This is a genomic window from Streptococcus sp. SS4, from assembly GCF_030440125.1.
Classification (GTDB): Bacteria; Bacillota; Bacilli; order Lactobacillales; family Streptococcaceae; genus Streptococcus.
Genome location: NZ_JAQFJM010000013.1, coordinates 20,039 through 34,998 on the forward strand (window position 1 = coordinate 20,039; position 14,960 = coordinate 34,998).

8 protein-coding genes are annotated in these 14,960 nt (G+C 39.1%); 2 read left to right on the forward strand and 6 right to left on the reverse strand.

The window, feature by feature from the left end; all coding sequences use genetic code 11:
* Positions 1–218 precede the first annotated feature (218 nt).
* The 5 genes from PCY16_RS10555 to PCY16_RS10575 all read right to left on the reverse strand — a co-directional run bounded on the left by PCY16_RS10555 (position 219) and on the right by PCY16_RS10575 (position 11,871).
* The gene (locus PCY16_RS10555; RefSeq protein WP_048674299.1) at positions 219–890 is read right to left on the reverse strand and encodes a hypothetical protein; all 672 of its coding nucleotides are present in this window, start codon (positions 888–890) and stop codon (positions 219–221) included.
* Entirely contained in the window at positions 871–1,680 is an 810-nt protein-coding gene (locus PCY16_RS10560) for a hypothetical protein (RefSeq protein ID WP_048674297.1), read from the reverse strand. The genes PCY16_RS10555 and PCY16_RS10560 overlap by 20 nt, the downstream gene beginning before the upstream one ends.
* Positions 1,674–2,390 (reverse strand): ABC transporter ATP-binding protein, encoded by a 717-nt coding sequence (locus PCY16_RS10565; RefSeq protein WP_048674296.1) that lies wholly within the window; start codon positions 2,388–2,390, stop codon positions 1,674–1,676. The genes PCY16_RS10560 and PCY16_RS10565 overlap by 7 nt, the downstream gene beginning before the upstream one ends.
* 366 nt (positions 2,391–2,756) lie before the next feature.
* The gene (locus tag PCY16_RS10570) at positions 2,757–6,740 is read right to left on the reverse strand and encodes a hypothetical protein (RefSeq protein ID WP_195414108.1); all 3,984 of its coding nucleotides are present in this window, start codon (positions 6,738–6,740) and stop codon (positions 2,757–2,759) included.
* 778 nt (positions 6,741–7,518) lie between these two features.
* Positions 7,519–11,871, reverse strand: coding sequence for a glycoside hydrolase family 70 protein (locus PCY16_RS10575; RefSeq protein ID WP_195414109.1), 4,353 nt, complete (start codon positions 11,869–11,871; stop codon positions 7,519–7,521).
* 616 nt (positions 11,872–12,487) lie between these two features.
* On the opposite strand from PCY16_RS10575, the gene PCY16_RS10580 reads away from it, so the two are divergent.
* Positions 12,488–12,931: a hypothetical protein gene (locus PCY16_RS10580; RefSeq protein ID WP_175062991.1), complete on the forward strand. Its 444-nt coding sequence runs from the start codon at positions 12,488–12,490 to the stop codon at positions 12,929–12,931.
* 203 nt (positions 12,932–13,134) lie between these two features.
* Here the strand turns inward: PCY16_RS10580 and PCY16_RS10585 are convergent, their stop codons facing one another.
* Positions 13,135–13,347 carry an LPXTG cell wall anchor domain-containing protein gene (locus PCY16_RS10585; RefSeq protein WP_277752923.1) on the reverse strand — a complete coding sequence of 71 codons (213 nt, stop codon included), beginning with the start codon at positions 13,345–13,347 and terminating at the stop codon, positions 13,135–13,137.
* On the opposite strand from PCY16_RS10585, the gene PCY16_RS10590 reads away from it, so the two are divergent.
* Complete coding sequence (locus tag PCY16_RS10590; RefSeq protein WP_301354562.1) at positions 13,328–14,944, forward strand: hypothetical protein; 1,617 nt, start codon at positions 13,328–13,330, stop codon at positions 14,942–14,944. The two genes, PCY16_RS10585 and PCY16_RS10590, sit on opposite strands and share 20 nt — an antisense overlap.
* Positions 14,945–14,960: the final 16 nt, after the last annotated feature.

Below are 14,960 nucleotides of genomic sequence, written 5' to 3' on the forward strand. Positions count from 1 at the left end.
CCCTCGTACGTTTTGAATATATTGTAACATAATTAAAAATCGAAAATACATTTCAAAATTAGCATATAATTGATAATTCAATAAATTGAGTTTCTACCAAATCTCAATAATGCTCATTTTTAAGTAACAGAATATGTGCTCCAAAGTCTTGTATCTATTTTTCAGTCAATCTATCTAAATTCGATGTTGTCTCATCTAAAAAACAATCTTTATTTGGCTTACTTTAAAAATTCCTTTCTAATAAGGCAATAACTCGTAAAGAATAATCCAAAAAGCCAAATTATAAATACAATAAAACGCATTATAGAATAGTTTGTATGTATTAGCTGAAAAACTAAATCATATATTATTATACTTGAAGCTATTGGTAAAACCCTATCTATAAAAGGCAACACGAGTATAGGAAATAATAGCAAAATTGCAAGTGCAATCATTGAATTACCGAATAAAAAGGAAAAAGAGTAACCCGCTAAAAAGTATACAACTGAACCAAACAAGTAATAATAAAAATTTACTTCACTATGAATACCCTGACTAAACATCATTACTATTAAACCTGCTAATACTGACTGTGTTAAACATTCTAGTAGATCTATTAATAATATGTATAATGTTGCCTTCACCCTACTTCCGTTGTTCAGGTAAACTTGCTTATAACTTTGTGTCCTCAATTCTACACTTGCATTTAAAACTCCATTCCCTAAAAAAGAGAACGATATTATAGTTAATAAAACAGAACTGTTAAAAGTGAGAGAATCTCCATTAACTTCGAATTTTAGATATCTTAATAAACTTATTATAATAACAAATACTAACTGAAATAATAAATAAACCTGTATAGGTAATAAACTATATTTTTTATAAAATAAGCTATGCAATTGGCTTTTCATTCTTCTTCCCCCATTTTATTTTTTCTAAATAAAATAAACAAATCATAGTAAGGAAAGTTTCAAATAATAGAAGAATCGCTCCATATAATTGAGTTGTCTGACCGGCTTCGATCCTACCAAAAGCAAAAGACTTAGCCCCAATTAAAGGTAATAAATTGTCTAAAATAGGTGAAATTGCCTTAAGTATGCCTGATAAAGAAAAAACTAACAATAAAACTATCACAATCAAAGAAGGAATTGATCTTTTTGTTATTTTTACAAGTAATAGAGAGAGTAAATTAAGTGTAATTGTAAAAGCTCCTATTCTAGTGAAAACATCAAGCATTAAGCCCATAGACAGAATACTTTGTAACTTACTAACTAACATGAATTTTAGAAGTAATGCATTTAATAAAAACAACGTAAAGGTCGTCATTATTGAAATAACAATTATACTAAATATCTGTGAAAACAACCTTATTTTCCAGTTAGCACAAATTAGTGATGAAAACTCATCCTCACCAAATTGATAATCAGTTGCTAGAATTAATGCTGATAATATAGGCAAAAATAACACGGTTGCCTGATAAGGAGATGATAAAATAGCATCTCTCACCGTTCTATAGGGAGTTTCAATTATATTTGGATCAATATTTACTGAGTTGGCAGCACCGGTGTGTAGTGCATTAATGACTTGAATATTTTGATATGAAAAAAACAAACTAACTACAACTAAGATAAAAAATCCCATTTTAAATAAAGTTAGATGGCTATATTTATATAAATACCCCTTTATAACTTGACTTAACATTTTACACTACTCCTTTCGTATACAGAGCTAAAATAGGCATTTTCAAAACTATCATATTGATTCAATACTTGCTCACGTTTGTCATTTAAAACAACATGACCATTTGAAATACCTACAACTCTATCTACGGTTAATTCAAGTTCGCTCATATAATGGCTAGTTAATAGTACTGTTTTTCCTTGTTTCACAAAGTCTTTGAGAAACTCTCTTAACCAACGGATTCCCTCTGGGTCCAACCCATTAATAGGTTCGTCTAAAATCAAAATATCTGGGTCTGCAAGTATTGCTGTTGCCAAGCCTAATCTTTGCTTCATTCCTAAAGAATAATCTTTGATTTTCTTCTTACCAACATCTTTTAATCCAACAATTTCTAAACATTCAGTACAACGTTGCTTACTTAGTCCACAAGAAAGTGCAATCCATCTTAATTGCTCATAACCAGTTCTACTTGGATAAGGTTGATAACTATCTAAAAAAGTTCCTACTATTGAGATTGGCTCAACTCCTAACTCACTATATGTTGTTCCTAAAATAGTTGCCTTTCCACTATCAGCTGACTCCAACCCTAATAGTATTTTTATTAGGGTTGATTTCCCAGAACCATTAGGTCCGATCAAACCAGTAATTTCACCTTTATTAGCTTGAAAAGTTATATTTGATAATACAACTTTGTCATCGTATGTTTTATTTAAATTAGTAATATTAATCATTTTGTTTTCCTTTGACGAATAGAACCTTTTGAAATTTCATAAATTAATGCTTTCACCAATAGGCTTATTATCAAACTCCACCCATGCATATGCATTAAAAGGGGAAGTTTTAAAATCTGAAACCCAATCTGGAGAATATCTTGTTATAGTGAAGGTACCTTTCACTATAATTGTAGTTTATCAATATCTTTTCGGAAAAAAATCAGAGTTAATAGTTTTACATATTTTTAATAAAAAAATGTTCTGAGATAGTCTTTAAACATCTTATTTTAGATAAGAAACAATCCACAAAAAAATCCCAAGTGCTCTATGCAACTTGAGATTTTCTTTCTGTCTGGGCATGCCTGAGTCATTCAGGTCTTTATATTATTTGTCTTTTTGATCTTTGTGATCTTTTTTATTTTTCTTCTTACGTCCGTTGCGGCCAAGTCCTAGACCTGTTACCGATACGGTGAAGCCTGCGATATTGATGGTTTCTTCAATCTTACCTTTGCTTGCTTCTTCCTCATTTGAGAGATTAATTGGCATCTTGTGTTTAGAGCCTTTACCCTCAGCTTGACCTGAAACAGGTGCTTCAAAGTCGTCGCCTGGTCCATAAGTGACTGGTCCCTCATGAGATTCCACTTGTTCTTCGACTTGGTCGAGAACTTCTAGGTCTTGAACCTCTTCAACAACGATATCGTCTACCTTGTTTTCTTTAGGTTTACCATTGATATCGCCTGTAAGCGGGATATAAACAACGGTTTCTTCAAGGTTACGTTGACCTACTGTCTTACCTTCAACCTTGTCCTTATCAGCGCTGTAGCCTTCTACTTCTGGTGTGATGACTGTTTCAAACTGACCTTTATTTGAAGTCCAGTAGCTTGAACCAAGCTCTTCACCTGTAACCTTATCAATAGTCAAGCTACGTGTCCATTGAGCAGTTTGGATGTTATTGGCAGGAAGTTCTGCTTGTCCATCGCTAGATGTGTAGAGAACTGTGAAGGTTACATCTTTGATATAGCTTTCACGTTCTGGCCATTTAGCACCATCAGGATTTGCTGGGTTGATTGGTGTACCAGCTTCTTGGATGTTATCTGGACCTACTTGAACGGTACCATGACGAAGGGTAACCATGAAGTTTTGGTCAACATGTGAATCACCATCAAAGATAACACCGTTTGTGAAACCATCCGCAAGGAGGGTATAACCACGATCACTGTAGTACTTGATGCGCTCGATTGTTGAGTAATCGATAACCTCGCCTGATTTACCAAGCAAGTCAACCACTTCAAGTTTCTTACGAGTTGTGCCATCAACATAAGTAACTGTAGCTTTCTGAGCATCCTTAAGGTAAGTTACTACTTCCATGATTTCAGGTGTTTCTACAGAAACATCTGTCATTTCAGCTACTTCCATACGGTCTGGTGTAAATCCAACAACCTCTGGAGAAGGAACAGCTGAGAAGCCAGCTTGAGTACTTGACCATGCTTCATAATTGATAGCGCCTGTCACAAGGTTAACGTTAGTCAAACGTTTGAAATCAAGAACTTCAACGTAGTCGTCGCTAGCCAATCCACCTTCTTCGAAGACATACTGGATGGTACGTGTCACATCGGCACGGTTTTCAAGCATCTCTACGCTATTTGGCCAAACTGGACTATTAACATCGTTTGGATCTACGACTTCACCTGCAACTGGTGCTGGCATATCTGGGTCAATAAGAACCAAACGTTCACGAAGAACAACTTCGAAGACTTGATCAAAGTCAGAGTCACCATTGTAAGTGTGGTCAAAGGCTGCCGCATAACCATCGTTAACAAGTTCATAACCTTGTTTGAGCAAGTTTGCGATTTGTTCATCAGTAGAGTAGTCAATCTTCTCACCTGAGCTTCCAACGACAACATCACGAGTCAATTCTGACTTATCAAGCTCATTCATGTAAAGGATAATAGCTTTTTGCTCATCCTTAGCATAAACCACGTTGGTATCTTGACCTGAGTGTTCTGGAGTAATAAAGGCCTTTTCAGAAATGTAACCAAGAACATCTGGAACGACTGTTTCCATAGCCATGGTTGGATCTTCAGGATCGTTGTTGTAGCTTGGAGTAGGTGCATTTTCAATAGGTGTACCATACTCATCTACTGGAATAATCTTACCAAGCTCTGTGTAAGTAACTGTATCTTCCACTTCTGGAAGGTCTGGGCGAACTTCAAGTCCACCAGCTTGACGTTTATCCGCATAGAAGCCATCTACAACTGGAACTTCTACGACATCATAAGTGAAGCTTTCTTGATCCCATGTGCTTGTTTGTTCCACTTGGTTAAATTTACCGTGGAAGCTGAAGCTATCTTGAATGTTGATAACTGGATCTTTGTAGCCTGCACCTTGGAAGGTAACCGTTTGTTTCGTATCTTGTGTGATATCATCCAAGATTGGTTCGTAAACCAAGGTTTGATCCAGGCTGAGGTCAATTGGCAATACCAATTCACTTTCAGCTTGGTAGCCAGCAACTTGTGGTGCTGGTGTTTCAATAACTTGCGTAGCATCTTGAGGATCATTAGCATAATGAACTGGTTCTGCATCCGCGATTGGATTACCAAAGGTATCAACAGGGATAATCTTACCGAGTTCTTTATAGACAACACTGTCTGTAGCTTCTGGTTTATCAGGTGTAACAACCTGCATACCAGCCACTGCCTTGTCCGCATAGTAACCTTCGATAACTGGGACATTAACCTTAGCAAAGGTATAGCTGTCTTGATCCCAAGTGTAAGTGTCTTCTGCTTGATTGTACTTACCAGTGAAAGTAAAGTCAGACTGGATATTAACAGACGGTGTTGCTTCGCCAGCTCCTTTGAAGAAGACCGTTTGCAAGGTTGGTTGCGTTACATCTTCAAGGATTGGAGCGTACTCAACAAGAATATCGTCTGTCAAGCTCTCAGGCATGACACTTTGTTGCATTGGACGATAACCCGGAATGTGAGGAACAAGTGTCTCACTAACCTTAGTTGGGTTATTGACATCGTTGTTGAAGGTTGGCGTTGGAACGTTTGGAATCAAGCGTCCATTCGCATCAATAGGAATAATCTTACCAAGTGGAACGTAGGTAATGGTTTCTTCGATGTTATCTTCAGTAACCTCTCTACCTTTTACTTCTACTCTATCAGCAAAATAGCCTAAAACAACTGGTGCATAGATGTCATAATACTTGGTCTTGTTTGGTGACCATTCTGTCTCATCAACAAGCTCACCTGTGACCTTGTCAAAGGTAAGGGTACGGACCCAATAAGCCTTTTGCACATCGGCATCCGGTAAATCCGCATTGCCGTCTGTACTCTTGTAAAAGACTGTGAAGCTTACTTCTTTCTCGTAAGCATACTTAGATGGCCACTTAGGTCCATCTGGATTATTAGGATTGATTGGAGTATCTGGGACTTGTTCATGGTCAGGCCCTACCTTGGCAACATCGTGTTGCAAGAGGACAAACCACTCTTGATCATCAATATCCTTGTCATCAAAAATGGCATCTTTAGGGAATTCGTCCTGAATCAAGTCATATCCCATGTCCTTGAAAGTCTTGATACGTGTTGCTGTTCCGTATTCAATCGCTTCACCCAATTCACCGGTCAACTGGTCACTAACCAAGTAAGCACCGGTAGTTTCATCAATATAAGTGATGCTGGCTTTCTTGAAAATTTTACGATACACAACCGGAGTATCCCCTCCTGGTTTGTTCGGTACTACACTTTTAATATCTGTCATATAATCTTGAACAGCTGGTGTTGCTGTCTCACCCGCCTTTCGTGGATCTTTTTTGTTATTGTTATACTGCTTAGTCAAAGCACCTGGAATATATTCCCCATCTTCTGTCACAGGGATAATGCGTCCCAATTTCCTATAGGTCACATGTTCCGTTACCGTTGGCACATAGGGTGTGACAACGTTAAAACCCGCTTCCTTTTGGTCAGCGAAATAGCCCTGGACAACTGGTACCGATATCTTAGGATAGGTATAACTGTCCTTGTCCCATTCGATTAAGCCAGTCTTCCTATCTCTAGTTCCTGTAAAGACATGGTTTTCCATGACTTCAGGGTCTGGAGTTTTAGAATCTGCTCCTTGAAAAATAATCTCTTGCTTAGATGGAATCCTCACGGTTTCCGATTGGGCATGATTATCAAAGAGGGCTTCGTCAGCTCTAGCAAAATCTAATGGAGAGGGGGCACTGTGGTCAGAGCGACTTTTTGGGTTAGTCAATAATTTAGAAAGATCTATAGTATCAACTAAATCAGAGTCCGCTGATTTATGTGCAATATGCTCTTCGGCAGTTCTTGCTGCTGCTTCAGTCGCATCTTCCCTATAGGCTCTCAAAAATACTCCCCCTTTCTTCTTTTTATGAGAAATAAAATCCTATACTTGCTAAGTTCTCATGGAAATCTTTTCTATTAAGATTTCATTTTCCCTCGGAGAAGATAACAAGTTCTTATCAAAGATTAAAATTTTTGATATCTCTTATATATACTATAATACGAGAATCGAATTTTTACAAGTAAGGTGTAAGAACTTTAATCATTTTAACCCCTAAGTGAAAAAATAGCGCTTTAATGTGCAATATCTATCAAGTAGTTTATGAAAGTGACATCAAAATGAGATTAGCCCGACAACTTAAATGATGAGTCTTTAATGGAGTTTTCTCTCCCTAAAGACACTCTCATAAGAAATAGACTATAAACTATCACAACTACTTCTCATCTTTGAAAGACTAGAACCTTACCTCAGTTGTAAGGGAACAACCTAAGAGAATGGCACAGAGAAGGTCTGTGCCTAGTCCTCGACTATGGAATGCCAATGAATAACTAGCATTACTTTTAGTATAGATTGACTTTTACGCTTCGTCAATAGATTGGAACCATTTAATGAAATTCCCCAGTTTCTCAAGTTTCTCGTATTAAGTTATAAATAACTAATAGCTTTTTTAGCATGATTACTTTTTCATGGAACTACAGATGTAATGATTACTATCAGACTATCATGACTAACTCAAGATGGTTTTAAAATCACTTGTTCAGCCATCATTAAATCCTTAACGAAATCCGAACATGCCATAAAAACCGAGACTACTGTCTCGGTTCATACAGTTTGGAAACGATTAGATTTGTCCTCGGCCTTGAGCGTCAAAGTAAACCCACCATCCTGGACTCACTTCAACCCAACGGTTAACAGCCATCTCACCTGAATTTGGATCATAGTAACGAACAACGCCGTTCACACGAACCAAATGACCTTTGATTTGCTTACCATTGTTATCAAAGAGGAGGTTTTGACCATTGATAGTAACCATGCCTTTGACAGCATTACCATTACCATCGAAGTAATACCAGCTACCATCGATTTCATGGAATTGATTACGGTAAAGCTCACCTGAGTTTACATCATAGTAACGAAGGTTGCCATCAACATTAGCCAAAGCACCTTTCACTTGACGACCATTTTGATCAAAGTAGAGGTTTTGACCATTGATATTTTGTGAACCTTTTACGGCTGCTCCATCATTATTGAAGTAAGCCCAAACACCTGGTTCAATTTCAGCAAAACGGTTGCGAGCCATTTCACCTGAGTTTGCATCATAGTAACGGATTGTTCCATTCTCGTTAACAGTACGCCCTTTAACTTGGACACCATTGTTATCGAAGAAGAGCTCTTGACCATTAATGTTTTGGTGGCCTGTTACACGTCTACCATTACCATCATAGTAAGCCCAAACATTGTTACCAATTTGAACAAATTGATTGCGACCTGATGTATTGTTGTTATTGTTGTTATCTGGTTTTGGATCTTGTTTGCCGTTAGCATTCAAGACACCGTTTTCATCATAGTAGAAGACTTGACCTCTACGGTTTTGACGGTAACCATCACGCAATTGCACCCCATTAGCGAGGAAGAAGTATTGTTTACCATCGATAGTCTTTTCACCGATTGCCATGCGACCTGAGTTATCAAAGTAGTAAACATTTCCGTCGTTATCTTTGATGAAGGCATTCTTAGCACGTTTGCCATCGTTATAACGATAGTAAACACTGCCCCAGCTCTTCTCGAACTTACCACTACCATCACCGTTTTGGTTGTTGTTAGTTGATTGGTTGCTTCCGACTACTTTTGGAAGGCTAACTTTACCACCATTTGTACCATAGTAACCACTTAGACCATTCTTAAGCACGTACTCTGAACCACGGTCAAGAATGTTAGTACCATTCATGTACTTCGCAGACCACTGTGTAATTTTCTCGTCAGTAGTCATACGTTTACCAGTAGAGATTTGAACACGGTCAAAGATTTGTGGATAAAGACGTTTCAATTCATCAAGGAAGGCACCACCATATTTACCTTGATAGTCGTTACCAAAAGTACGTGTCTTAGCAGCATAGAGGCTATGATTGATGATTGCGCCGTCTTTAGTTTCACCATAGTTATTAACACGAGTTGCAGTGACTACTTCATCACCCGGAAGGTTGTAGATTTGGTCTGGAACCCAGTCAGCAATCGCTGAGATACCTACAGCGTGGAGCGATTTAAGAGCTGCTTTCAAGTCAGCCAATGAACCGTACTTGTTGTCCTTACTCATACCAATATCATAACGGTCTGTAAAGGCATAACCATTTTGGATGACTGAGTCAAGGAAGCTACCGTCATCACTTGAAACGTATTGTGGGGCAAATTCGAATGATGTGATACCCCATGATTTGAAGAGGTTTGCATTTTCAGCAATCTTCTTATTAGTGTATTGTGATGAATCTTGGACGAAGTCTTGGAAGTTAGAGAAACCTTCGTAGATAACTTGTGAATCAAGGGCAGCATTTGATTCGTAAACCAAACCACTGCTGTTCTTTTCTTTACTTGGTGCCACACGCACGTCTTGAGTTTCAGAAGCACCTACTGGTACCCAAACCGCAAGGTAACCATCAACTTGAGGGTTACGAATACCACGGATTTCGCTTGCATTAAATGTCAAATTACCGTTACCATCAGTGTATTTGACAATACCGTTAGCATCGCTGTCATTCAAGTAAGTAGCCACACCATCCTTTGTTGTCAAAAGCAATGGGCGATAAGCTTGGTTACGGTGAGCCGCACCCATGTTAATAGTCAAGTTACTTGTCAAACGAAGGGCAGGTTGGTTTGAAACGATAACTGCCATACCTTGGTTACGTGTTTCTGCTGTACCAGCATCAGAAGCACTGTTAGCCCCTGTACCATAACGTACAGAAGTCAAGACACCTGCAGCATCCCAACCATTAGTATTACCATAACCGATGTAGTTAACCTTCATATCTTGACCACCAGCTGCATAGCGGATACGGCCTTTCAAGAGGGTTTCAATAGCATCGTAATATGGTGATTTTTGAGCCATATATTGACCATCATCTGTGTACATGTCTCCATAGTAAACACGTGGCACAGTGTCCTTATGCGTAAGCATCAAGGCATATGCTGATGGGATATTATATTGTGTGTATTGCTTGTTAGCACTACGCATGTCTCTGTTGTAGATTTCAAAGGCTTTCTTCATTTCATCAAGAGTGAAGGTATTCCCTGTTGATTGAGGGTTGATTTCATTTTTGATGATTTGACCAATGATTGATTGTACCTCTGAATCGTGGGCACGAACAAATGAGTAGTTAGCCATACGTTTAGAGTTTTTACCACTTTCAGAACGGTCATTTAAACTATTTGAAATGAGTGGTTCAACTCCTGAACGGTTACCAATTGGACGCAAGAGTGAATATACCAATGCCAAGTGCATAGGGTCATCCATTGGCAATTGAGCACCTTTGGTGTCTTCATTGTAGTAGGCATCGTTGTGAGACCATGCTTCCAAGATAGACAAGTGCTTAATAGCTTGTTCTTGGCTTTGATCAGAACCATACTTAGCTTTGAAGTAATCTGAAGCAATTTGGAGAAGGTCAGCATTGACATTATCCACGGCATCGACACGAACACCATCAAAGTTTTCATCTTCAGAACCACCAGTGATAGTACCGATGTTCATGATGTAGTGGAGCCAGTTCAACTGCTCAGCCTGAACCGCTGGATTTGAGTTGTCAATATCATTTGCCAACAAGAATTCAAAACCACCGTTACTTGTATCCTTAGTATACTTAGGATTGCGTTTACCTGTTTGGCTAGTTGGTGTGCGGTTCAAGAGACGATAGTCAGAGTTAGCATGGCTTGTACGACTATCGTTGTTATAGAGAAGGGCACCACCTTGCAAGTGGTCACTATTATCAAGATTTTCAGAAGTTGAATTCCAACCTGGTTGGGTCTTCACGAAATTTTTGATAGTTGTACGCAACCAGTCAGTGTTACCTTCACGCGCAATACGTTCTTCAATACGCTTTTGAACTTCAAGCGCTGCTTGGTCCATCTGAGTTTGTGAGCTGAATGACGTATAGGTCTGATTGGTACCGAGACCTTGCTCCTTCATGTAGTTGAGGTAGCTCGCTTGGATAGCCTTGCTTGGCCACCAAACTGTAAGCAATGGACGTTTGTCATTTTCAGTTGAAGCAGTCCACTCTTTACCATCTTTCAAGATTTCTTTTGGACGGTACCATGTGTTGGCAGTGAAGTAACCATCAACAAGTTCGATATCTTTATCAGTTGTACCATAAAAGGCATTCTTGTCACCATTTACAGTAACGTTTGTGTTTGTGCTATCAGCTGATGAACCTGTTCCACCGTTCTTGTCGAAACGGTATTCTTTTTGATTAGACAATTCACCAGTTTCAGCGTTGAAGTATTGGCTTCCGCCGTTACGTTCAAGGACATAGTTCTTACGAATAGTGCCGTCATCTTCAACGTAGTATTGTTTTCCATCAATTGTTTTGATGTGACTTGGACCATCAGTTACGACATTGTTAGTTGCTGGAAGGTCGTTGTTTACTACTGTGACAGTATTGTTGGCATTGTTAGTATTGCCGTTAACTGGGGTAGCACGACGGCCTCCTGTAGGACCACGTCGAGCACCAGTCGCACGACGTTCACGTGTCGCTGCGCGATCAGTAACTGTTGTTGTGTCAGTTGTAGTGTTGTTATTTGTTGTATCAACAGCTGTATCATTGGTTGCTGTTGTATCTGTTGTAGTTGCCGCACGATCAGTACCGACTGTCGCTGCCGTATCAACAGCATTCGCTGCAACTGTATTTGTTGTATCAGTTGTCAAATCGAAAGTTGCTGTTGGAGCGGCTTGATCAGTTGCGACATCGTTTGTCGCTGCAACTGCTGTAGTTGGATCCTGAGCAGCCGTTGTATCGTTAGATACAGTACCCGTATCAACAGTAATATCGGGGATGGCTACAGTAGCATCCGTGTGTTCGTCGGCCTGAACGACACCGTCGTTAGTTCCTAAAGAAACCGCTGAGACTGCACCGAGTGACATCCCTGTAACTGCGATGGTTACCCATTGTTTCTTAACTTTGTGCATTTTATAATGTACTTTTTTGTCCATAATAAAAAGACTCCTTTTTCCCATTTATAGCTTCATTCTAAATCATTGAAAGCTTTTTTTCAATAAGATTCGATAAATTTTCATAATTTTTAGAAAAGTCCTTTTATTGCTTTAATAACATTAGTTTTAAATGAGTGTTTAGAATTATAAACATGCTCATTTTAGTTCGTTGAGAAACAGATAACTGACACTCTATGGCTATTTAGAATGATTATTGATAAGACCTCCTTTTAATGGGATTACAAGGAAATCTAATGAAAATTCACAAAATCCTTAAAGCACTTCTCTCAAAGCGACCAAAAATACTATCCTTACCAAACCATTAGGTCTGTTAGGATAGTATTTTTTTTAGACTATCTTCTCATACAAAAACTAAATTCTAACTATCTAAGCTATTCATTACTTACTGAGGTGTCAGAGGGTCAAGTTTGGTTACTCTAGTGCTAATTAAAAATACTCTTTCCCATCAAAAACAAAGGGAACAAAAACCAGATAATTCATCATAAAAAAATGCCTCAAATGCCTATCTACCCTGCTGAAAACAAGGAAAACGGAGTATAATAAAGGTGAAAAGAGTTAAACTATTTAGCAACAAATAGAGGGGTCGGTGAGAAAGATGTCAGTACAACATACAAACTTCAACACAAGCCAAGATAAGGGTAAGACTGGTCAAGAGGTCAATAATCAAGAGCTCATTAAGAAGAAGTCTCCAGACAACAGTCTTGCTTCTATTTTCCTTGCAGTCGCCTTTTATTTAGCTATCGTTTATCTTGCCTTATTTTTGCTCTTAGGCCTGTCAAATCCTTGGGGAATGCTTATAATAATTTTCCTAGCACCTAATTTGATTAGTTTTATCATCGCAACTATCTTAACAGGAATAGGACGTAAAAAAGGGAATAAAAACTTTCTATACACCAGTATTATTTTTTACCTAGTTTCAATTTTTTTGGCCTATGACCCTGACTGGGGAGTTTTTCGAGTTGTACCGATTCTGTTAACTATTCTCGTAACAGTGGGAACAGTCATGTATAAACAAGATAATGAGCAAGACAACAAATAAGGGAACATGTTCAAGTGGTCTCGTATTTTTATGTAGTCATTAGTATTTCAAAAGGTCAGTTCCATTTTGAAACTACGACAACATCTCCAAATCAAAAAACACCTCCTAGCTAGAATGGTTATCTAACATGAAGGTGTTTTTTATTGTGCTTATCTGAGCATTGTAAAGACTTTTACAATCCTGAAATACGAATAGTCTTCGTCCTATTCTTCATTTTTCCTACGTTTGGCAAGAAATCCAAGACCAGTTGCAGTTGCCAAGGCACCCAAGGCCATACCTAATGATGAGTCTTCCTCACCAGTCTTAGGAAGCGCTTGGCTACCATGTTTGTGCATAGGATCCTTCACTTCAGAAGTTGATTCTGAAACACTTGTTGAAATACTTGTTGAAATACTTGTGCTTTCAGAGGCACTCAAGAATGCCGATGTAGAGACTGACTCTGATACTGAAACGCTTGATGAAGCAGTTTCTGAGGCAGACAATGATGCACTTGCACTTTGCGATTCGCTCAACGATACAGACTCACTTGTAGAAATCAAAGAACTTACTGAGGCTGATTGTGATTCAGACATAGACGCACTCGCTGAAACTGACACTGAGTTCGATACTGATTGTGACTCACTGATTGAAGCACTTACTGATGCACTTTCAGAATTTGAAACTGAAGCGCTCAATGAGGCTGACTCGGATACGCTGACTGATTCTGACTCTAACGCTGACAGTGACTCAGATACACTTGTTGAGACTGAAACGCTTGATGAAGCGGATTCTGAGGCAGATGCACTTGCACTCTGCGATTCGCTCAACGATACAGACTCACTTGTAGAAATTGAAGAACTTTCTGAAAGTGACTCACTCAGTGATACTGAGTTTGAAACAGATTCTGATTCAGACACTGATGCACTCGCTGAAACTGATTCTGAGTTCGATACTGATTGCGACTCGGAAATTGAGACACTTACTGAAGTCGATACTGAGGCAGAGACTGATGCGGATGCACTCGCTGAGGCTGAGACGCTGGATGAGACTGACGCAGAAACTGAGGTTGAAACAGACTGTGATTCTAATACAGACGCACTTGTTGATGCAGAGTCTGAAATTGAGGTACTTACAGAAGTTGACTCTGAGGCTAATGCTGAAGCGGACGCAGATAATGACTCAGACACACTTGTTGATGCTGAAAGACTTGCTGAGGTACTCAACAAAGTTGAAATACTTGTGCTTTCAGAGGCACTCAAGGATGCTGATGTAGAAGCTGACTCGGATACTGAAACGCTTGATGAAGCAGTTTCTGAGGCAGATGCACTTGCTGAGGCTGACGCAGAGACTGAGTTTGATCCAGACTGTGATTCTGAGACTGAGGCACTTGATGATGCTGACTCGGAATTAGAGACTAATTGTGATTCACTGATTGAAGCACTTACTGATGCACTTTCAGAATTAGAAACTGATTGTGACACTGAAACTGAAGCGCTCAATGACACCGACTCTGATGCGCTGACTGATTCTGACACTGAGGCTGACGCAGAGACTGATGCGGATGTGCTTGCTGATTCCGACACAGATTCAGAAACTGATGTGCTAACGGATTCTGATACAGACGCACTTGTTGATGCAGACTCGGAATTAGAGACTGATTGTGATTCTGAGATTGAAGCACTTACTGACGCTTTCTCGGAGTTTGAGACAGACTGTGATTCAGACACCGATGCACTCTCTGAGGCTGACTCGGAATTAGAGACTGATTGTGATTCTGAGATTGAAGCACTTACTGACGCTGACTCGGAGTTTGAGACAGACTGTGATTCAGACACCGATGCAATCTCTGACGCTGACTCGGAATTAGAAACTGATTGTGATCCTGAAACAGATGTACTCAATGACGCCGACTCACTCAATGATGCTGAGTTAGATGTCGAAAGCGACTCACTAGCTGAAATGAAGCTTGAAGCTGAGTTCGAAATAGATTCAACAGTTGAAATAATCGCAGAAATTGAAGCACTAAAGGCTTGAGACTGGCTTTCAAATG